This is a genomic window from Dyadobacter soli (assembly GCF_900101885.1).
Classification (GTDB): Bacteria; Bacteroidota; Bacteroidia; order Cytophagales; family Spirosomataceae; genus Dyadobacter; species Dyadobacter soli.
The window spans coordinates 56,680-76,460 of sequence record NZ_FNAN01000026.1 but is presented as its reverse complement, the minus strand read 5'-3'; the positions used below and the strand labels follow the sequence as shown (position 1 = coordinate 76,460).

19 protein-coding genes are annotated in these 19,781 nt (G+C 49.9%); 12 read left to right on the top strand and 7 right to left on the bottom strand.

Going from position 1 to position 19,781, the window contains the following annotated elements; genetic code table 11:
- The first annotated feature begins 127 nt into the window (after positions 1-127).
- The gene (locus BLQ88_RS32350; RefSeq protein WP_229212958.1) at positions 128-1,885 is read left to right on the top strand and encodes a family 43 glycosylhydrolase; all 1,758 of its coding nucleotides are present in this window, start codon (positions 128-130) and stop codon (positions 1,883-1,885) included.
- Between the two features lie 11 nt (positions 1,886-1,896).
- On the opposite strand, the gene BLQ88_RS32345 is transcribed toward BLQ88_RS32350, so the two are convergent.
- From BLQ88_RS32345 to BLQ88_RS32335, 3 genes are all read right to left on the bottom strand, one after another.
- Entirely contained in the window at positions 1,897-2,448 is a 552-nt protein-coding gene (locus tag BLQ88_RS32345; RefSeq protein WP_090157166.1) for a Uma2 family endonuclease, read from the bottom strand.
- Positions 2,449-2,529: 81 nt separating this feature from the next.
- A complete protein-coding gene (locus BLQ88_RS32340; RefSeq protein ID WP_229212957.1) occupies positions 2,530-3,792 on the bottom strand; it encodes an S-adenosylmethionine:tRNA ribosyltransferase-isomerase in 1,263 nt (420 codons plus the stop codon).
- An 11-nt stretch (positions 3,793-3,803) separates the two neighbouring features.
- Positions 3,804-4,316: a glycerol-3-phosphate dehydrogenase/oxidase gene (locus tag BLQ88_RS32335; RefSeq protein WP_090157165.1), complete on the bottom strand. Its 513-nt coding sequence runs from the start codon at positions 4,314-4,316 to the stop codon at positions 3,804-3,806.
- Positions 4,317-4,432: 116 nt separating this feature from the next.
- Between BLQ88_RS32335 and BLQ88_RS37630 the strand changes: the two genes are divergently transcribed.
- The 4 genes from BLQ88_RS37630 (at position 4,433) to BLQ88_RS32320 (ending at position 6,638) form a co-directional block, all read left to right on the top strand.
- Positions 4,433-4,723, top strand: a complete 291-nt coding sequence (locus BLQ88_RS37630; protein ID WP_090157164.1) for a BrnT family toxin — start codon at positions 4,433-4,435, stop codon at positions 4,721-4,723.
- Complete coding sequence (locus BLQ88_RS36935) at positions 4,701-4,871, top strand: hypothetical protein (protein ID WP_176885175.1); 171 nt, start codon at positions 4,701-4,703, stop codon at positions 4,869-4,871. Before BLQ88_RS37630 ends, BLQ88_RS36935 begins: the two co-directional genes overlap by 23 nt.
- On the top strand, positions 4,868-5,428 hold the full coding sequence (locus BLQ88_RS32325; protein WP_090157163.1) for a cob(I)yrinic acid a,c-diamide adenosyltransferase: 561 nt from the start codon (positions 4,868-4,870) through the stop codon (positions 5,426-5,428). Before BLQ88_RS36935 ends, BLQ88_RS32325 begins: the two co-directional genes overlap by 4 nt.
- Before the next feature lie 142 nt (positions 5,429-5,570).
- Complete coding sequence (locus tag BLQ88_RS32320) at positions 5,571-6,638, top strand: branched-chain amino acid aminotransferase (RefSeq protein WP_090157162.1); 1,068 nt, start codon at positions 5,571-5,573, stop codon at positions 6,636-6,638.
- 198 nt (positions 6,639-6,836) lie between these two features.
- Here BLQ88_RS32320 and BLQ88_RS32315 read toward each other — a convergent pair whose 3' ends face one another.
- Positions 6,837-7,721, bottom strand: coding sequence for an AraC family transcriptional regulator (locus BLQ88_RS32315; protein WP_090157161.1), 885 nt, complete (start codon positions 7,719-7,721; stop codon positions 6,837-6,839).
- A gap of 103 nt (positions 7,722-7,824) precedes the next feature.
- On the opposite strand from BLQ88_RS32315, the gene BLQ88_RS32310 reads away from it, so the two are divergent.
- From BLQ88_RS32310 to BLQ88_RS32290, 5 genes are all read left to right on the top strand, one after another.
- The gene (locus BLQ88_RS32310) at positions 7,825-9,654 is read left to right on the top strand and encodes a sodium:solute symporter family protein (protein WP_090157160.1); all 1,830 of its coding nucleotides are present in this window, start codon (positions 7,825-7,827) and stop codon (positions 9,652-9,654) included.
- Positions 9,655-9,962: 308 nt separating this feature from the next.
- Positions 9,963-13,148 carry a SusC/RagA family TonB-linked outer membrane protein gene (locus BLQ88_RS32305; RefSeq protein ID WP_090157159.1) on the top strand — a complete coding sequence of 1,062 codons (3,186 nt, stop codon included), beginning with the start codon at positions 9,963-9,965 and terminating at the stop codon, positions 13,146-13,148.
- Positions 13,149-13,158: 10 nt separating this feature from the next.
- Positions 13,159-14,757, top strand: coding sequence for a SusD/RagB family nutrient-binding outer membrane lipoprotein (locus BLQ88_RS32300; RefSeq protein WP_090157158.1), 1,599 nt, complete (start codon positions 13,159-13,161; stop codon positions 14,755-14,757).
- 107 nt (positions 14,758-14,864) lie between these two features.
- A complete protein-coding gene (locus BLQ88_RS32295) occupies positions 14,865-15,380 on the top strand; it encodes a cupin domain-containing protein (RefSeq protein WP_090157157.1) in 516 nt (171 codons plus the stop codon).
- A 75-nt stretch (positions 15,381-15,455) separates the two neighbouring features.
- Complete coding sequence (locus tag BLQ88_RS32290) at positions 15,456-16,355, top strand: DUF72 domain-containing protein (protein WP_090157156.1); 900 nt, start codon at positions 15,456-15,458, stop codon at positions 16,353-16,355.
- A 33-nt stretch (positions 16,356-16,388) separates the two neighbouring features.
- Here BLQ88_RS32290 and BLQ88_RS32285 read toward each other — a convergent pair whose 3' ends face one another.
- The gene (locus BLQ88_RS32285) at positions 16,389-17,336 is read right to left on the bottom strand and encodes an MBL fold metallo-hydrolase (protein ID WP_090157155.1); all 948 of its coding nucleotides are present in this window, start codon (positions 17,334-17,336) and stop codon (positions 16,389-16,391) included.
- 25 nt (positions 17,337-17,361) lie between these two features.
- Here BLQ88_RS32285 and BLQ88_RS32280 point away from each other — a divergent pair, with 25 nt between their 5' ends.
- Positions 17,362-18,843 (top strand): cryptochrome/photolyase family protein, encoded by a 1,482-nt coding sequence (locus BLQ88_RS32280; RefSeq protein ID WP_090157154.1) that lies wholly within the window; start codon positions 17,362-17,364, stop codon positions 18,841-18,843.
- A gap of 11 nt (positions 18,844-18,854) precedes the next feature.
- On the top strand, positions 18,855-19,304 hold the full coding sequence (locus tag BLQ88_RS32275) for a GNAT family N-acetyltransferase (protein WP_090157153.1): 450 nt from the start codon (positions 18,855-18,857) through the stop codon (positions 19,302-19,304).
- 23 nt (positions 19,305-19,327) lie between these two features.
- On the opposite strand, the gene BLQ88_RS32270 is transcribed toward BLQ88_RS32275, so the two are convergent.
- Both BLQ88_RS32270 and BLQ88_RS32265 read right to left on the bottom strand, forming a co-directional pair.
- A complete protein-coding gene (locus tag BLQ88_RS32270) occupies positions 19,328-19,516 on the bottom strand; it encodes a hypothetical protein (protein WP_090157152.1) in 189 nt (62 codons plus the stop codon).
- Positions 19,513-19,752 carry a type II toxin-antitoxin system HigB family toxin gene (locus BLQ88_RS32265; protein WP_262485727.1) on the bottom strand — a complete coding sequence of 80 codons (240 nt, stop codon included), beginning with the start codon at positions 19,750-19,752 and terminating at the stop codon, positions 19,513-19,515. Before BLQ88_RS32265 ends, BLQ88_RS32270 begins: the two co-directional genes overlap by 4 nt.
- Positions 19,753-19,781 lie beyond the last annotated feature (29 nt).

The window sequence follows — 19,781 nt, the reverse complement described above, 5'->3', positions numbered from 1 at the left end:
TAAAGGTTATCGGTTTCAAAACTTCTTAAAGACGCGATGGTTTTGCCGGTGCAAAAGATTATTAATCCAAAAACAGGTAATTTTGCAGGATTAAAAGAATAATGTGCACCCTATCATCAACAAAATCATGCTGTTACGCGCTTTCGGAATATTCACTGGATTACTACTCGGTCTCCATGCAATACAGGCAGCCGCCCAAAGCACCTACTGTAATCCGATGGACATCGATTACAAATACAACTTCGAACAGCTCAACGAAAACATCAGCTACCGTTCCGGCGCCGATCCGGTGATTATCAACCACAAAGGCGAGTACTTCCTTTTCGTCACCATTTCGGGTGGTTACTGGCATTCCAAAGACATGCTCAACTGGAAATACCTCACCGCCAACCGCTGGCCATTCGAGGACATGTGCGCGCCCGCGGCGGTTTCGGTACGGGATACCTTGTTTTTGTTCCAATCCACGTTCGAATCGCGGCCGATATTGTATTCCGTTGCGCCCGAAAAAGGCATTTGGGAATTCTACAACCGCTGGACGCCCCGCCTGCCGAAAGACATTGGCCCCTGGGACCCGGCATTGTTCCACGACCCGGATACCGACAAATGGTATATGTACTGGGGCTCATCCAACGTCTATCCGATCTTTGGCTCGGAGTTGGATTATTCCAAACGGCTCGCATTCAAGGGGCAATATCAATCGCTGTTTTGGTTAAATCAGTACGAGCACGGCTGGGAGCGCTTCGGGCCCAATCACTCGGACCCATTCAAACCATTCACCGAGGGCGCCTGGATGACCAAGCATAAGGGCAAATACTACCTGCAATACGGCGCGCCGGGCACGGAATATAATGTATATGCCAATGGTACCTACGTCAGCGACCAGCCGCTCGGGCCTTTTACTTATGCGCCCTACAACCCCGTTTCCTACAAACCGGGCGGTTTTGCTACAGGAGCCGGTCATGGTAATACTTTTCAGGACAATTATGGCAACTACTGGAACACCGGAACGTCGTGGATCGGTCTGAACTGGGCCATGGAACGACGCATCGTGCGCTACGCGGCCGGTTTCGATAAAGACGGTCAAATGTTCGCCAACACCCGCTTCGGCGATTTCCCGCACAAAATACCGACCAAAACCTGGACAGGCAAAGGCGACGAGCTTTTCACCGGATGGATGCTATTGTCCTACAAAAAGCCCATGACCGCCTCGTCCACGCTCGACACCATGGCTGCGCAAAAAATAACCGACGAGAATCCGAGGACATTCTGGGCTGCGAAGCAAAACAAGCCCGGCGAAACGCTGACAATCGACTTGCAATCCGAGCAGGAGGTAAAAGCCATTCAGGTGAATTACACCGACTACAAATCCGACATTTTTGACAATAAACCTGAAAAAGTTTACACGCAATTCAAAATCTGGACCTCGAAAGACGGTAAGAAATGGGACCTCGCGAGCGACCTCACCAAAGTGCCCAAACGCGACCGCCCCTGCGCCTACATCGAGCTCGCCACGCCCGTGCGTGCACGTTACGTGCGTTACGAGCACGTGTACGTAGCCTCCCCGACATTAGCGATCAGTGAATTCAGGATTTTTGGAAACGGTTTCGGCAAAGCACCGCAAACACCGGTGACTTTTACCGCCATCCGCCAGAAAGACGCGCGTAATGCAGATTTGAAATGGGAGAAAGTACCTGGTGCAGTCGGTTATAATGTGCTTTGGGGCATCGCACCCGATAAGCTTTACCAGACCTATCAATTCTGGAACGACGAACCGGATACGTTCGAGCTTCGGGCTTTGAATGTGGGGGTACCTTATTATTTTGCTATCGAGGCATTTAATGAGAATGGGGTGTCGGTAGCGAGCAAGGTGGTTGCTGTGCAATAATGCATTTGGAACTACTCTTCCGGCACGAACTCGATGTTCTCATAAATCGCGTCAAGGCTCATTTGGAAATCGAATGCATCGAGGCGGACGTTGTCGGTTGGATTGTGGAAGGTGTGGTAAGTCCACAGATCGGTCTGTTCGAGCCGTGAATAGAGCTCAACGCCATAGTCATTTTGCGCTACAAGCAGATAGTATTTAAGAGACGCTATTCTCTTGTATTCCTTCAACTTAAAAACGCGGTCAATATGCTCCGACGTTTTCGATACAACCCCGACCAGAATACTGGGATGTTCGACAATGTAAGTTCCTGACACATCGCTCGGTGCACAGGTAACCATCACATCCGGGTAGGCGTAATAAATATCTGATGCCTTTAACTTGATTGTTTCTGCGAACGCGCGACAACCACGGGGCCGAAAAAAGCTGCTAAAGGCCGCGCGAATGTTCGAGACAATCTCGTTATGGTTTAGCGAATCATCGGCCATAGCGTACATCTCGCCATTAAAATATTCATGGCGGATCTCGCTTTGTTCTTCCAACTCGAAGTATTCTTCAACGGTCATTCTCAGTCAATTAGTTGTGCATTCCTCATAATTTACTGTTTTTTAACAACAATTGTGAGAAAAGGTCAACTAATAAAACTACTAAGCCTCATCAATGAGCCAAAGGAGCGACGAATCGCCGTAGCTTAAAAAGCGGTAATCGTTTGCCAATGCCTCCGAATAGATCGTTTTCCAATCTTTTCCGACAAAAGCAGCTACCAGGAGTATTAATGTGGAGCCCGGCTGATGGTAATTTGTAATTATCCCGCGGCACAAGCGGAAACGGTAGCCGGGAAAAATAAAGATTTCGGTTTCGCCCACAATCTCGCTTACACCTGTGGCATCCATATGATCGGCTATGGCTTGCATTGACTGCGCAGCCGATGGAAGTTCCGCCTCTTTCCAGGGATAAGGATAGAGTTTTTCGATATTGAAATCAGTGGTTTCCTTTTTGAAAAGCTTTACGCCGTACCAATACAGACTTTCCAGCGAACGTAATGAAGTAGTCCCTACCGGTACAATGTGATCAACCGATAGGAGTAAATCATTGATCAGCTCCCGTGTAAAAACCACCTGCTCCGAATGCATCCGGTGTTCGGTAACTTTCTCGACTTTGATAGGCTGGAAAGTACCGGCTCCCACGTGCAAGGTGAGGAAGGATTTGCGGATGCCTTTTTGCTCCAATGCCTCAAAAACCCGCGGCGTGAAATGCAGTCCGGCTGTCGGAGCGGCTACTGCTCCGTCGTGGTGGGCGTAAACGGTCTGGTAAGTTTCCTTGTCAGGCTCTTCGGTATCGCGGTTGAGGTAAGGCGGCAATGGAATTTCTCCCAATGCTTTCACTAGTTCCAGGAATGTGACGTCCGCATCCCAGGTAAGCTTTACCAGGTTACGCTCGTAGTCGTGGTACGAGACTTGCAAATGCAACTCCGTGCCGCTTACCTGTATGACGTTTGATAATGTATCCGCAACTTTCCAGCGCTTTTTATTCCCGATCATACATTCCCACACGCAGGAATGCTTTACCAGCATCGCATCGTTGATCACCCGGGTAGGCAGTTCGGGATGCAACAGCAGCAATTCTATCACCGCGCCTGTCTCCTTCCGGAAATGCGCCCGCGCCGGGATCACTTTCGTATCGTTAAAAACGAGCAACGTATTTTCGGGAAGCTGTGCGGTGATGTCGGTAAACCGCAAATGGTTGATTTCACCACTGCGGTATATCATCAATTTGGACTGATCGCGAACGTCCATCGGATACTTCGCGATCCGGTCGTCCGGCAAATCATAGGTATAGCTTTCCAGGTCGATCGCCTCCGCTTCTATTCGCCACAATACATTGTCCTCAACGGCCATTTTACCTTCCATACCAGGCGATTTTACAATTTATCGTCGTGCAAAGGCGGCCACAGCAGGCGCAGCGGAAGCAGGAAAACGAATAAAACCAGCGCAAGGCTCGCATAATAGAGCCACGAGAAGTCGAAAACGTCCATTTTGTAGCTTGTACTGTTGATTGTCGCCAAGGCCAGCAAGCTGAAACCCATGATCGTATTGATGACCGCCACAAGGCAAAATAGCCAGTTGGTAAGGTGCTCGCTCAGTTCGGCGCGGTGTAGCGACCATTCCTTGCGTTTCAAAATCGGAAGGTTCATTGGATCGACGTTCGGGATGTGGCGTGCGATGCCGGTAATCACCACGTTATTCAGCAGGAAAAGGCCCATTATAATGTAAAAAATGTGTCCTTTTTCAACGTAACGCTCCGCAAGACCACTGTCTGCGAAATCCACCGCCACCATTTCGGGGAAAAGCGAGTACGTCCACACCAGCGCCCCGATAACGAATAATAAAGATGCCCAGCGCCAGATCTTTATTGCAAATGTTGTAACTTTCATGAATTGGTAACCTAAATAGAGGTCTTTTCGCCATAGTAAATCAAGCCGCAAAATTAGGTCGGGAAGCTTCCAAAACCTAATTGGCTTTTAACAAACACACATTATAACTTTCTACAATGCGCTTTGAGTGGGATTATCACAATCTAAGGCATATAATTTATGATCATCCTGAGAGGGGAAATACGGCCGAAGAAGTTGAAAGCATATTCCGGGATCCGGATCTGATTATGAGCGTCGGCAGAAGGAATGCGGTGGAGCAGCGGTTTGAAGCAGTCGGAAGAGGAAACTCGCAAAACGTAAAAGTGGTTGTATTTTCAGTTAACAATGGAATAATCAGGCCGATCAGCTGCTGGTCCGCCAACAAACAAACTATACGCTACTATTATGAAAACATTCAAGGCAACTAAGATCGCCGTTATCAGAAACAGCCATACCCCAGCGGAGATGCGCGAAATCGAGGAAGAATTCATCAAGAAGGAGTCTCTTAAGTGCTCCATCGAAGAACTTGTCAAAATCGAATCCGCAAGGCAAGCGAAGGCTAACTCCCACACATGAAAATCTACACCAAAACCGGCGATAAAGGCACTACCGCGCTTATCGGCGGCACACGGCTGAGCAAGGCGCATGTGCGCATAGACGCGTACGGAACGGTCGACGAGCTGAACAGCTACATCGGAATGCTGCGCGACTTGCCGGTGAATGACGGCCGCAAAGACCTGCTCAAAGAAATCCAGGACCGCCTCTTCACGATCGGTTCGCATTTAGCTTCGGAGCCCGATCAGAAAAGAAAAATCCTGCCTGACCTCTATGATGAGGACATCACACTGCTGGAAAAAGAAATGGACCTGATCGATGCGAAAGTGCCTCCGCTGCGGGCGTTCATCCTGCCTGGCGGGCACCAGTCGGTGTCGTTCGGGCACATTGCGCGGACGGTCTGCCGCAGGGCCGAGCGGGCAGTAATCCATTTGCAGCAGGGCGAGGAAGTGGAAGCGATCGTGATCCGCTATCTCAACCGTCTTTCCGACTACCTTTTTATGCTATGCCGGGCGATGACGCACGAGTTGGGAATTGAGGAAGTTACATGGCAGCCGAGGGTTTCCCGGGAAAAATAATTGTTATACTAAATATCAAAAATTTTAGGATTAAATTCTTTAAATTGCGGAACTTAGAAAGAATCCGCCAGGGCCTCCAAATCCTGCATTTTTTCTGAGAATTAGCTCCGGAAAGCGTTTGAAAAATTAAATTTTTGGCATCATGACAGCCGACACAGTACAAATAGAAGTTCAGCAAACCACCCAATCCCGTTTGCAGGAGGTTGACTTCAACAACCTCGTTTTTGGACGGAACATCTCCGACCACATGTTCATCGCCGAGTATAAAAGCGGACAATGGCAAGACCTGCGCATCGTCCCGTATGGTGACCTCTCGCTAAGCCCTGCTACCGCCGCGCTACATTACGGTCAGGCTATTTTCGAGGGAATGAAGGCCTACAAAAACGATGCAGGCGAAGTGCTGCTTTTCCGTGCTATCGACAACTGGAAACGCCTCAACAAATCCGCCGAGCGCCTTTGCATGCCGCAAATCCCGGAAGAGATTTTCATGAATGGCCTTACCGAGCTGCTCCGCCTGGATGCCGGTTGGGTACCGTCACAGCCCGGCTGCTCGCTTTACATTCGTCCTTACATGTTTGCTACCGACCCTTATATTGGCGTCAAAGCATCGGAATCATACTATTTCATCATTTTCACCAGCCCGGTAGGCACTTATTATGCCAAGCCGCCGCGCGTGAAAGTGGAACAACATTTCATCCGCGCTGCGGAAGGCGGCGTAGGTGCTACCAAATGCGCAGGTAACTACGCAGGCTCGCTCTATCCCGCAAAACTGGCCCAGCAGGAAGGTTACGATCAGCTTATCTGGACCGACGCCCGCGACCACGAGTACATCGAGGAATCGGGAACGATGAACATCATGTTCGTGCTGGATGGTAAGCTGCTTACCCCGCACGTTTCCGAAACGACACTCGACGGCATCACCCGCAAAAGCATCGTAGCAGTGGCCGAGCATTGGGGTATCCCCGTAGAAGAGCGCCGCATCAGCGTAAAAGAGATCATCGACGCATTGAAAGCCGGTAAGCTCGAAGCCGCATTCGGCGCCGGAACCGCCGTGGTAATCTCTCCGTTCGCAACAATCGCTTACGAAGGCGTGGATTACCCGCTACCCGAAATCAAGGAAGATTCATTCGTGAATAAAGTAAAAAACTACCTCACCGACCTCCGTACCGGCAAAGAAGAGGATATCTTCGGGTGGATGTTGAAGGTGTAGAGTTCAGGAGTTTATAGTTCAAAGTAAAGAGTTCAAAGCTTGGGATACTGCCTGCTTTGAACTCTTTTATTTTGAACCAAACGCATCAACTCTTAACGCTAAACTCATCAACCCTAAACTCCTAAACACTCTTCAACCCTAAACTCATAAACTTTAAACTCATAAACCCTAAACTGATAAACTTTAAACTCAATCACCTCACACAAACGTCCTCGTCCCCGAATAGTTATCCCGAAACTCCTTCGGTGTGCAGCCGTTCCTGGTTTTGAAAACCCGATTGAAATACGAAAGGTTATTGAAACCGCATTTGTACGCGATTTCCGAAACTGTGTTGGAAGTATTGATCAGCGAACGCGACGCATGGCCGAGGCGGATCTCGTTCAGACTTTCGACGAATGTTTTGCCCGTGCGCTTCTTGATAAACCGGCTGAACGACACCTCCGACATCCCCGCCAGCTTCGCCACGCCCGCCAGGTTTACGTCCTTGTCATAATTGTTGCGCATAAATGCAAATACCTTTTCAATGCGGCGGCTGTTGAAATTGACGTCGTCATCCGTAAATGTGCTGCTGGAAAGTGTCCGCATATCGCGCGAGACCGACAGGTCGTGCAGAATGGACATCAGTTCGAGCATGGAATCGAACCCGCTTTTCTGTGCCAGGCTCGTAAGCCTCGGTTTGATCCGCTCGATCGTTTCCCTCGAAAATGCGATCCCTTTGGCCGATTTTTCCAGCAACGAGCGGACAAAAAACAGCTGGTTCCGTTTCAGAAACTTATCATCGAACAAATCCCGGTGAAATTGCACCGTAACCTCCACAATCTCCGGCATTCCTTCCTCCCATCGATACGAATGGGTTAGCCAGCCATGCGGCAAATTATTGCCCACCAGCACCAGCTCCACGTCGTCGATCACCTCCGTATGGTCACCGACAACCCGCTTTACTCCTTTCCCCGACAGGATCAGATTCAGCTCAAACTCCTCATGACTGTGCAGTGGAAAGTCGAAAATGGTCTTTTTCCGATCGAAGACGGTAAAGCAATCATACTGCGTCAAAGGAGTAATTTCCCGGTAGATTTCACTCATAGGCGATTAGGATCGGTTTGTTATGTTATATTGAGGTAACAATTTAAAGATTAAATATCAATAAAGCCACTTTGTAACCTTCCCATTACTGGCGCGTGCACGGATGAAAATAAAGGCGTTCGATCTCCTCATTATAGTACTATACCTGGTCACGGTGATGGTGATCGGCATTTACCTGAAACGACAGGCTGCAAAAAGCAAAAACGACTACCTGCTCGGGGGAAAATCCATGCCGTTCTGGATGCTGGGTATTTCCAATGCATCTGGTATGTTCGACCTTTCCGGCACAACCTGGATGGTGGCCATTATGGTGGTGTATGGGGTAAAAAGCATTTGGCTGCCATGGCTCTGGCCGGTATTCAACCAGATATTCATGATGGTTTACCTCTCGATGTGGCTGAGGCGCTCCAATGCGGCTACGGGCGCGGAATGGATGCTTTTTCGTTTTGGCGATCGGCACGGGGCCGGGCTTTCGCACAAGATCATCATCGTTTTTGCATTGCTGAGCTGCCTGAGTTTTATGGGTTACGGGTTCATCGGGTTGGGTAAATTCATCGAGATTTTCATCCCCTGGAAAATCGTCAGCGCATTCCTCCCTTTTGACTTGCCCCCGGCATATACCGCACACGTCTACGGCGTAATTTTTACCGTTTTCACTGCCTGCTACGCGCTGCTAGGCGGCATGAAAAGCATCGTTTGGGTCGATATGCTGCATTACCTGATCATGGTTGTCGTGTGCATTTCCATAGCCGCCATGGCTTACGCGGCACTTCCCGGAGTAGCCAGTTTGTCGATACCCAAAGGCTGGACAGACCTCTTTTTCGGAAAAGGACTCGGTCTCGACTGGGCGGCGCATCTGCCCGCCGCAGCCCGAAAACTGCAAAATGACGGTTTCGCTCCATTCGGCTATTTCTTTGCATTAATGGCTGCCAAAGGCGTCCTCGCAAGCCTGGCAGGCCCGGCCCCTAATTACGACATGCAAAAAATCCTCTCGACCCGCTCGCCCAGGGAAGCCGCGCTGATGAGTATGATCGTGAACGTAGTGCTGCTGCCCACCCGGTACCTTTTCATTACCGGCATTGCCATTTTTGCCCTGCTGTATTTCCGGCAACCCGGCATTTCTGCCGCCATCGAAATCGATTTCGAGCAAGTGCTCCCCGTCGTACTCAATACCTACATTCCATCCGGCTTACTGGGTTTGGTGTTGATCGGCCTCATGGGTGCATTCATGGGCACGTTTGCGGGTACGTTCAATGCAGCGCAGGCCTATTTCGTAAACGACATTTATCTCCGCTCGGTGAACCCCGGCGCCGGCAACCGGCAAATCAGCAGGGTAAGTTATATCTCCGGCATCATCATCGTCTGCATCAGCATTCTGCTCGGATTGCTTACGAAAGACGTGAACAGTATTCTCCAATGGATCGTATCGGCTCTTTACGGCGGGTACATTGCTTCCAATGTACTCAAATGGTACTGGTGGCGCTTCAACAGCGCCGGCTTTTTCTGGGGAATGCTGGCGGGGATCGTATGCGCGCTGGTGTGCCCGCACGTGTTCGCGGGCACTTTGCCGCTGTATTACTTTCCGCTTATACTGGGCATTTCAGTGTTGGGCGCTATCGCCGGGTCGCTGGCGACGAAGCCCACCGACATGGAAGTACTCAAGACTTTCTACCGGACAGTCAATCCCTGGGGGTTCTGGGGACCGGTCCGCGAGGAGGTATGCAAAAGCGACCCTTCATTTTCACCAAACAGGGACTTTTCAAGAGATATTTTCAATGTAAGCGCGGGAATCATCGCACAGACCGCCATTACAGTTATACCTGTCTTTGGTATTCTTAAAATGTCCGCAGAAACACTCGCAGCCACCGCTGTTTTGCTGATCACCTCAGTCATTCTCTGGAAAACCTGGTACAAAAATCTCCCGGATCGTTGAGCTCCAACCTTGCCTGCCACTCACTGACGTATACAGCATAGCGAACGCACCGCTGCCTTGCTGTGGGTGGTATCCGACCATATTCTTCCTCGAAACCCTAGCTTCTGCTTTCACCAACTTAACTATATAGTCATATCAAATATTAGAATAACACATATTTTGACATTAAAATGGTGTTAAAACTGTGTTATTTTAAGATAAAAAAGTGCTATACACATATTCGGCCAAGTATTGATATTTGACCCAATTTTCAGCATTAGTTCCTCATTATAAGTAACCACTTTAACCTATCGAAGTACGAGAACCGTATGAAAAAAAATCTACTCGTTAAAATGCTGGTACTGTTCACTATGCTTGCCCTGAGAGGGTATGCGCAGGAAATGACGGTATCGGGGAAAGTCAGCGACGCCGCGGGCGGAGAAATTGCCGGCGTGAACGTGGTCGTGAAGGGTACCACAAGAGGTACCACCACCAATGACAAAGGTGAGTACAGCATCACAGTTGAAAAAGGAAAAACCCTGACATTCAGCTACATTGGCTATATCACAAAAGAAGTCGTAGCCAATGCCACCATCCTCAACCTCTCGCTGACAGCGGAGGCAACCGCACTGAACGAGGTGGTGGTAACTGCGTTGGGTATCAGCCGTGAGAAAAGGTCGCTTGCCTACTCCATCACCGAAGTATCCGGTACCAATATGACGGCGGCACGTGAGGCCAACCTCGGTAATGCACTTGCAGGGCGTGTAGCCGGGGTTAACGTAAGCAAAATTGCTTCCGGGCCCGCAGGATCGTCGCGGGTGATCATCCGCGGGAACAAATCATTGCAGGGGCCTAACCAGCCGTTGTATGTAATTGATGGTATTCCGATGGACAACAATAACTTCGGCCAGGCAGGCCTGTGGGGCGGTTCCGATGAAGGGGATGGTCTTTCGAGTATCAACCCGGATGACATCGAGTCGGTAACTGTATTGAAAGGTGCAAATGCAGCGGCACTATACGGTTCCCGCGCCACGAATGGGGTTATCAACGTAACCACCAAACGCGGGACCAAAAGAAAAGGCATCGGCGTCGAGTTCGGCTCCAACTATGTTTTTGAAAAATTCAATGACCTTTCCGACCTGCAAAAGTCGTACGGCAGCGGCGCCTACGCGGATGGTGTAGCCGTCAAACCATCCACTCAGACACAAGCATACGAATGGGGTGATGATTCCTGGGGACCTAAATATGATAACAGCCAATACGTAGGATTTGACGGCAAAATGAGGCCTTATGCCTACCAAGGCGATAATTTCTCGCGTTTTTACCAAACAGGCCATGCATTTACGAACAACCTGGCGCTATCCGGCGGAAACGAAAACCAGAACTTCAGGGCATCGGTTACCAATCTGAACAGTACCACCATCATTCCCAACTCGGGTTACGACAGGATCAACATCTCGCTATCGACCAATGCTAAATTCGGCAAACGACTGACCCTGGACGCGAAGGTACTTTACTCCGAAGAGAAAGCTAAAAACCGCCCGAACGTGTCCGATTCACCTGGAAATGCGATCCAATCGCTGTGGCGCACGCCCGGCAGCTATAATGTGCTCGACTATTACGGCGATCCTAACAAACCGGGTGCCATTCCCGCCGGAACCGATGCCAACAGCCTGAGCGTTTTCGGCAAGCAGGTGGGAGAGGAATTCCAGCAAGCCAGCAACAACTGGGGCCAGAACCCGTACTGGGTAACCCACCAGTTTATCAAAACCGACAAAAAGAACCGGTTTATCACCTCCGGGTCATTGAAATACCAGCTTACCGACTGGTTGTATGTTTCAGGCCGCGTCGGTCTCGACAAGTACCAGCGCCGGGCCGAAGGGCTTACCCCGGAAGGAACAGGGTATCAGCGGGGTGGTGCTCGGAGCATGGGAACCTGGAATGTGCAGGAAATCAATGCGGAATATATGGTGGGAGTTAACAAAGACTTCGGAAAAATCGGGGTCAACGCATTCGTCGGCGGCAACCGGATGCGGTGGAAATACGACTTCGTCAATATCTATGGTAACGGTTTCAATGTTCAGTTTTTCCCTGCTATCAACAACGTGAAAGGGAAATCATGGGATTTCAATTACCAGGAAAGAGGGATCAACTCCCTGTTCGGGTCGGCGGAGATTTCCTACGACGGTTTCCTTTACCTGAATGCCACCGCTCGAAATGACTGGTTTTCCGTTTTGAACCCGGAAAGCAACAATACCCTCTATCCATCCGTCGGAACCAGCTTCGTATTCTCGGACGCTTTCAAAAACCTGCCTTCCTGGCTGTCGTATGGTAAGTTACGGGCATCCTGGGCACAGGTGGGTAATGCAACAAACGAGGCGTATTCGACTAACCTGACCTATTCACTCAACGGCAACCCCCACCTGGGTTATGCAATGGCGTCATTTTCACAGGCAATGGGTAACAATGGTACGATTCCAAACCCGAACCTGATGCCATTGACATCGACTGAAAAAGAGTTCGGGATCGACTTCCGCCTGTTCAATAACAAGGTAGCGGTCGACTTTACTTACTACGACCAGCAAACCACCAACGATATTCTGAATGCCACTATTTCCAAAGCCAGCGGATTCGGACAGACTTATGTAAACGTGGGTAAAATGCAAAACCGGGGTATCGAGCTCTTGCTGACAGTTACTCCGCTCAAAAGCGCCAACCTGAACTGGGATGTATCGTTGAACCTTGCCAAGAACAATAACAAGGTGAAATCGCTGATCGGAAATAGCAATGAACTCGTAATGGAAGAGCCTCGTACACGAAACGCTTACATCAAGAACATTGTAGGCCAGCCCTTCGGTATGATCACCGGCCGGGTACAGAAAATGTCGCCGGATGGCCAGCCCGTGTTTTACAACGATGGCCGCCCCGTCGGATCAGCCGGTTACGAAGTTATCGGGAATGGTATTGCCAAACTCACCGGAGGCTTAACCAATGCATTCAATTACAAAGGCATCGACCTTTCTTTCCTGGTAGACTTCAAATGGGGAGGCGATATCCTGTCGGGTACCAATATGCGTCTGACGCAATGGGGCGTGAGCAAACAGTCGCTGCAAGGAAGAGAGGGTGAAGCTCCGTTGACCGTTACAGGGGTAACACAGGAAGGAACCGAATACAAACCATTCACCAAAACCCTTTCCCCACGCGAAGCATTTGACTACTGGCAGTCTGTCGGCGGCGAAGCTGATGCGGTAACGCCGATGTACCTTTACGATGCCTCTTTCATCAAATTGAGACAATTAACATTGGGTTATACTTTCCCGAAAAGACTGCTGGAAAAAACCCCGCTGCAAAACCTGAGCATCTCATTCGTTGGCCGCAATCTCGCGATCCTGTTCAAGAACATCGATAACGTCGATCCGGAATCCACCTATTCGAACGGAAACTCACAAGGCTTCGACTATTTCGGTTTCCCATCAACACGTAGTTACGGTTTCAACCTGAGAGCAACATTCTAATTTTCCTGACATGAAAAATTTGACTACATACTTAAAATACAGTTTGGCCGTGGTGCTGGCAACAGGTTGCGACACGAAGGAGCTTCATGACCTGAATATCAATCCGCAGGCATTGAACCAGGTGAACCTCAACCTGATTTTCACTTCTGCCGAGCTGGGTATAGCTTCTAACGGTACCTCGGGCGACAACCGGTATATCGACTGGCGTACCAATATCGGAATGTGCGCCTATGCGATTCAGCAGTTGGCCAATGCGGGTGGCGGTATCGCTCCCGGCGACAAGTATACGGTGAATGCCGAAACCAATGCAGCACCGTTCGACTTCACCTACAACGACCAGCTGAAAAACCTCGCCGAAATCCTGAAACAATCGGGACCGGGAGGTTTTGGAGAGGGTAAATACCTAAATATGCGCCAGGCTGCCCGCATTCTTCGGGCATTCAGCTTCGCCCGCCTCACAGATTTTTACGGTAACATTCCCTATTCTGAGGCAAACAAAGGCACGGAAGGTATTTTCTTTCCCAAATATGACACCCAGGATGCGGTGTATGCCGATTTGCTGAAAGAGCTGGATGAGGCTTCCTCCGCATTGAGCACGTCCAATCCGGATGAAGGTTTTGCCGCCGCCGATTTCATTTACAAAGGCGACATTGCGAAATGGAAGAAGTTTGGTTATTCGCTCATGCTGCGCCTTGCAATGCGTATTTCCAACGTGGATGCTGCCAAAGCCGCTACTTATGTAACCAAAGCTGCCGCCGGAGGTGTGTTTGCAAGCAACGCCGAAAATGTTTGGGTAGCGATGGCCGACGGCCCCGGTGAATGGACCAACCAGAATGGTATTTCCCGTGCATTCGATCCGGGCGACGGAGGGCAGCCTGCTTACCTGAGCGCTACGCTGGTAAACTTCCTGAAAGGCACCAATGCCAACAGCGCCGCCGACGACGATCCGCGACTGATGATCATCAGCGGAGGCATCGGAGACTGGACCGCTGCCGGGTATACACCTATTACCGTTGACCCATTGAAACAGAAAGGCATGCCCAACGGTTACGACCAGCCAATGCTCGATAAGCTCGAAGGCCAGGCCGTAATACTGCCCAAAACCTACTCCCGCATCAACGTCAAAATGTTGCAGGATTCCGATCCATACATGATCATGAACTATGGCGAAGTGGAGTTTCTGCTGGCGGAAGCTATCGAGCGAAAAATCGGAACGGGGATTTCCGGCACGGCGCAGTCGCATTACGAGGCCGGCGTGAAGGCGTCCATGCAAATGTACACGCCATACGATGCATCGCTGACGGTTTCGGACGCTGCGGTAACCGCCTACCTGAAAACCTATCCTTACGGCACCACCAGACCAGCGCTCGAAATGATCGGCGAGCAAATGTGGGTGAACAAGTTCTTCAACTGGTGGGAAGCGTGGAACGACTGGCGCAGGACCGGCTTCCCCAAACTCACCGCCATCAATTACCCCGGCAACGTAACCAATGGAACCATTCCCGTGAGACTCCGCTATCCGACCAACGAAGTGGCGGGCAACCCGAACTACCAGAGTGGCGCCACGATGCCCGACGAACTCACCACCAAAGTATGGTGGGACAAATAGGATAAATTAGTAGATTTAATTCAAAAGGTGCCCTGAATATTTTGGGGCATCTTTTTGTTTTTTATCCTAATTTTGAAATTCACCTGATTTACTAATTATTCCCGGTTATGATACAGTCTTTTGCGGCCGATGCCGATAAAAACGAGGTTTTCGAAAAAGTACAACAGTTTATAGATGAGCAGGGTTTTACGGTTGTAGCGAAGGACCATTCACGTCCGTGGGGAGGTTTCTTCGTACTCGACGAAAGCCAGGCGCCAACATTCATCTCTACTTTTTTCCCGCATCTGTCGCTCGCCGACTTCGCCGGTTATGAGAAGCTGAGCCCGAAAATCCTCGTGGTGGCTCCCAACAAACGCCTTTCATGGCAGTACCACCACCGTCGCGCCGAAATCTGGAAAGTAATCGGCGGCAGCGCGGGTATCGTAATCAGCGACACCGACGAAGAGACCGAACTCCAACAATTACCGATCGGTACAGTTATAAACCTCAAAAAAGGTGAGCGCCACCGCCTGGTAGGTGTAAACGAATGGGGCTTTGTAGCTGAAATCTGGCAGCACACCGACCCTACCAATCCATCCGACGAAGACGATATCGTTCGCGTACAGGACGATTTCGGAAGATAATCCGCCATTAGCTTTAATCCGGCAGGTTGGTGAGGCTTGCCGGATCGATACTTATTCATCCTAAACTAGCCAGTCATGAAATTCGGAAAAGTTGATAATGCCGATGATATAGATTTCAAACTGCCACCCGACGCGCCCGCCAATAAAGCGCTGCTCAATGCGGCAAAAGGCGAAAAGCCGGGGATCTACATCGGATGCGCCAAATGGAACAAAACCGACCTCAAAGGTTTTTACCCGAAAGGCACCAAAGATGAATTGGCGTATTATGCGACGCAGTTCAACAGCATCGAGCTGAACGCGACCTTTTACAACAACTTCCCTGTCGACACCATCGAAACCTGGTATGCCAAAACACCTGCCGGTTTCAAATTCTTCCCGAAACTGCACCAGGGGATCAGCCACTGGAAACGGCTGAAAGACGCCAAGGAACCGACCAACATTTACCTCGACGGCATCGCCCATTTGCAGGATAAGCTCGGAATGCTTTTCCTCCAAATGCCGGACAATTTCGGCCCTAAAAACTGGGAAATTCTAAAAGCATACCTCGAAGAATGGCCTTCGGGCTTCCCGTTGGCACTGGAATTGCGGCACACAGGCTGGTACGACGGTTCTTTCAACAGCGAAGACCTGTACAGCCTGCTCGAAAAGAAAAACATCACGCATATCGTCACCGACTCGGCCGGCCGTCGCGACCTGCTGCATATGCGGCTCACGACGCCCACGGCATTTATCCGCTACAACGGCGCAAACGTCGATTCGGATTACACACGCCTGGACGATTGGTTTGAAAGGCTGAAACTATGGGTAGAAGAAGGCATTCAGAATGTCTATTTCTTTGTACACCAGAACCACGAGGAGGCGTCGCCGCTGCTATCGTCTTATCTGATCCAAAAACTCAATAAAGAACTGGGAATGGAACTGCAAGTCCCTTACGATCCGAGGGTCGCGAGTGGGCAAGTGAGTTTATTCAAGTAGCCAAAGGCGGGACCGGTTCCCGCCTTTGCTATATTATTTCAATTCAAATTTGACGCCCTGCTCGGGAAAGGTCAAGCGCAAACCGAGGCTATTGGCTGCATCAAGCTCCTTTTTGATCGTTGCTTCACTATTTCCCGTTGGTTTAATGTGCGTTACGATTACATTCAGATTCCGCAAATGCTCCTTCCCAACTAGCGCGGCCAGTACTTCAAATTCTTTCATGAACCAATTCGGCGTGAGGTGCCCGTACAAATGGCGATCCGGCTGCGCATTGGGATAAGATACTTCCAAAAACACACCTTTTAATTTCCCAGCCTTCACAAGCGGCGCCACCGCTGCCCATACCCGCTTCATGTAATCGGCCTGTTCGACCTCATCCGGCCCGGTATCACCGAAGTAGAGCACATATTCATCCTGATGTTTCACCAGGAACGCGGTACTCGTGTAAGGTTTCGAATGGCTTAGCGGGAATGCCTGTACCGACATTCCGGTTTCCGCAAGCGGCATTTCAACGCCTTCGGGCAGCTGCTGGTAGCGGTATTTGTTCAATGCGGGCGCATTGCCGTCGCTGGCGAGGTTGGGCCAGCTCTGCCAGTTGAAATAATGCGCTTTCATCACATCAATGCAATGCTCCATTGCGTACACCTGTTTCACCGTATCATCCACGGAATTGATAATCATCCCGGAAATATGGTCGAGATGCGGGTGTGAAATGAGGTAGCCTTTGATGTAATTTTTAAGGACCGTTTCGGCATTTGCATTAAACGCATTCTTATTGAGGGCTCTTTCGATGCCATTACTCACCGTGCCCGCGTCCACGCACACGTATGCGTCCGACCCCGCGGGCGCGAGCATGTACGCGGAAAGGTTTCCGTCCGTAGTTCCTCCCTTCACACCCAATGGCACGACTTTAAAGCCATTCTGCCCAAGCACCGGGCATATCGTCGACAGGAGGAGAAGGGCAGCAACAATATTTCTCATATTCAATTTCGAATTAAAATCAGCCATGAAAGCAGTCACGCTTGTTTTTCCACACCAGCTTTTTGAAAAACATCCGGCGGTTACCGCTGATCGTCCGGTGGTGATGGTGGAAGAGCCGTTGTTTTTCACACAATTCCGTTTTCACAAACAAAAACTGCTCTTTCACCGAGCGACGATGCAAAACTACAAGGCGTTTCTCGAAGATCGAAAGGTAAATGTCGAATATGTGGAAGCCAATGAGGCGTATTCGGATGTACGAAAGTTGCCTGCATTCCTCGCGAAAAAGGGGATTTCAGCAATACATTTTGCCGACTTGACCGACGACTGGCTCTCCTCCCGCTTACGAAAAGCCGCCGCACGATCTGAAATCGAGCTTGTGGAACATCCTACGCCAATGTTCCTGAACACCAGGGAAGAGCTTAACGGCTATTTCATGAACCGGAAGCGGTATTTCATGGCCGATTTTTACATGAACCAACGCCAGGACCGCGACATACTGATCGTCCGGAACAGCGAACCAGCCGGTGGGAAATGGAGCTTTGACGACGAAAACCGTTTGAAATACCCTAAAAAACAAAAACCGCCGACAATCCGCTTCCCGCGAAATTCCGATGCCTGGGAAGAAGCCAGGGATTATGTTGAAATGCATTTTTCAAAAAATTACGGACAGATTTCCCCCGATATCCGCTTCCCGGCAACATTCAGTCAGGCAGAATCATGGTTTGATCAATTCCTCGAAAACCGGTTTTCGCATTTCGGGCATTATGAGGACGCTATCGTCTCGAATGAGCATTTTCTCCATCATAGCCTCCTTTCGCCGCTACTCAATGCAGGCTTGCTCACGCCCCGGCATGTGGTCGACAAAGCCATCGCATATGCACGCGAGCACCGCATTCCGTTCAATTCGCTGGAAGGGTTCGTGCGGCAAATTATCGGCTGGCGGGAGTTTGTGAGAGGTGTTTATGAAGTGAAGGGCGGCAAACAGCGGACACGCAACTACTGGCATTTCAAACGAAAGCTTCCCGACAATTTCTGGAATGCAACAACCGGCATCGCGCCTATCGACATTGTCATCCGCAAAGTGCTCGACACCGGATATTGCCACCACATCGAGCGGCTGATGGTACTTGGTAACTTTATGATGCTCTGCGAAATCGACCCGGACGATGTGTACCACTGGTTCATGGAGCTGTTCATCGATGCCTACGACTGGGTCATGGTGCCGAATGTATACGGTATGAGCCAGTTTTCCGATGGCGGGCTAATGGCCACCAAACCCTACATCAGCGCCAGCAATTATCTCCTGAAAATGAGCGACTTCCCAAAAGGGGATTGGCAGGAAACATGGGACGGATTGTTCTGGCGGTTTATGGATAAATACCGAAAATTTTTCCTCAGAAATCCGCGCCTGGGAATGCTGATCAAAACCTTCGACCAGATGCCCGACGAGAAAAAGCAAATGCACATCGACACCGCAAATGCCTATCTTCGCAAACTCGACAGTTAAATACCAAGCCAATGCCCGAATACATCCGCACCACCAGCGACAATCCCGATTTCCAGCATCTCACCAGCGAACTCGACGACGAACTCTGCCGCATTTACAACACCAAAAAGGAAGATTACGAAGAATACAACCGCATCACCGGCCTGCCGACGGTGGTAGTCGCTTATGAAAATGGCGTCGCTATCGCGTGCGGCTGCTTCAAGCAATTCGACGCCGGGCGCATTGAACTAAAAAGGATGTACGTAAAACCCGAATTCCGCGGCAAGGGCATTGCCTCGGTGATGGTAGCGGAACTGGAAAACTGGGCGAAACAACTCGGCTACGGCACTGCAATTCTCGAAACCGGCATCGGCCAGCCGGAAGCTATTGCATTGTACCGGAAGCTGGGGTATAACGACATCCCGCATTTCGGAGAATTTCCCGAGGAATCGCGGAGTGTTTGTTTGGGGAAGAAAATCTGACGAGTTACCGAATGCAGGCCAACTTAGCGCAGATGTGACGGGTAATAATGCTCACGCTCATATGCCTGTGCAAGCAAAGCCATTTCTTTGATCTCGTTTAATTCAGAAACTGAAAGATTCGCTTCGCCCTTGTTCATGAGATTCAAAATTTCAACCATCAACCGGTCGTACTCCTCCTTTGTGATAACTTTTTCAACTACCTCTTTCATCATTTTTGATATTTGATTTTCGATGCATCAATTTTGTTGTAAGCACTATGCGTACCGATGAACAGAATGTACATTGTTCTTGTAGAGAATATAATAAGCGCTACAATTCTATATTTGTTTCCTTTAACGTTAAAAACGTATCGGTCATTCCCAACTGCGTCAACAGAATTGAATGTTTTCCTGACATCATGGAAATTTGACCAATCTGCATCGCTAGCCATGTCGAACCAGGACAACATTGCGTTTTCTGCATCTGGATATTGCATTC

What these genes read in the sequence shown, in the direction of transcription:
- BLQ88_RS32350 (WP_229212958.1), top strand. Translation starts at nt 128, where the DNA reads ATGCTGTTACGCGCTTTCGGAATATTCACTGGATTACTACTCGGTCTC.
- BLQ88_RS32345 (WP_090157166.1), bottom strand. Translation starts at nt 2,448, where the DNA reads ATGACCGTTGAAGAATACTTCGAGTTGGAAGAACAAAGCGAGATCCGC.
- BLQ88_RS32340 (WP_229212957.1), bottom strand. Translation starts at nt 3,792, where the DNA reads ATGGAAGGTAAAATGGCCGTTGAGGACAATGTATTGTGGCGAATAGAA.
- BLQ88_RS32335 (WP_090157165.1), bottom strand. Translation starts at nt 4,316, where the DNA reads ATGAAAGTTACAACATTTGCAATAAAGATCTGGCGCTGGGCATCTTTA.
- BLQ88_RS37630 (WP_090157164.1), top strand. Translation starts at nt 4,433, where the DNA reads ATGCGCTTTGAGTGGGATTATCACAATCTAAGGCATATAATTTATGAT.
- BLQ88_RS36935 (WP_176885175.1), top strand. Translation starts at nt 4,701, where the DNA reads ATGAAAACATTCAAGGCAACTAAGATCGCCGTTATCAGAAACAGCCAT.
- BLQ88_RS32325 (WP_090157163.1), top strand. Translation starts at nt 4,868, where the DNA reads ATGAAAATCTACACCAAAACCGGCGATAAAGGCACTACCGCGCTTATC.
- BLQ88_RS32320 (WP_090157162.1), top strand. Translation starts at nt 5,571, where the DNA reads ATGACAGCCGACACAGTACAAATAGAAGTTCAGCAAACCACCCAATCC.
- BLQ88_RS32315 (WP_090157161.1), bottom strand. Translation starts at nt 7,721, where the DNA reads ATGAGTGAAATCTACCGGGAAATTACTCCTTTGACGCAGTATGATTGC.
- BLQ88_RS32310 (WP_090157160.1), top strand. Translation starts at nt 7,825, where the DNA reads ATGAAAATAAAGGCGTTCGATCTCCTCATTATAGTACTATACCTGGTC.
- BLQ88_RS32305 (WP_090157159.1), top strand. Translation starts at nt 9,963, where the DNA reads ATGAAAAAAAATCTACTCGTTAAAATGCTGGTACTGTTCACTATGCTT.
- BLQ88_RS32300 (WP_090157158.1), top strand. Translation starts at nt 13,159, where the DNA reads ATGAAAAATTTGACTACATACTTAAAATACAGTTTGGCCGTGGTGCTG.
- BLQ88_RS32295 (WP_090157157.1), top strand. Translation starts at nt 14,865, where the DNA reads ATGATACAGTCTTTTGCGGCCGATGCCGATAAAAACGAGGTTTTCGAA.
- BLQ88_RS32290 (WP_090157156.1), top strand. Translation starts at nt 15,456, where the DNA reads ATGAAATTCGGAAAAGTTGATAATGCCGATGATATAGATTTCAAACTG.
- BLQ88_RS32285 (WP_090157155.1), bottom strand. Translation starts at nt 17,336, where the DNA reads ATGAGAAATATTGTTGCTGCCCTTCTCCTCCTGTCGACGATATGCCCG.
- BLQ88_RS32280 (WP_090157154.1), top strand. Translation starts at nt 17,362, where the DNA reads ATGAAAGCAGTCACGCTTGTTTTTCCACACCAGCTTTTTGAAAAACAT.
- BLQ88_RS32275 (WP_090157153.1), top strand. Translation starts at nt 18,855, where the DNA reads ATGCCCGAATACATCCGCACCACCAGCGACAATCCCGATTTCCAGCAT.
- BLQ88_RS32270 (WP_090157152.1), bottom strand. Translation starts at nt 19,516, where the DNA reads ATGATGAAAGAGGTAGTTGAAAAAGTTATCACAAAGGAGGAGTACGAC.
- BLQ88_RS32265 (WP_262485727.1), bottom strand. Translation starts at nt 19,752, where the DNA reads ATGTTGTCCTGGTTCGACATGGCTAGCGATGCAGATTGGTCAAATTTC.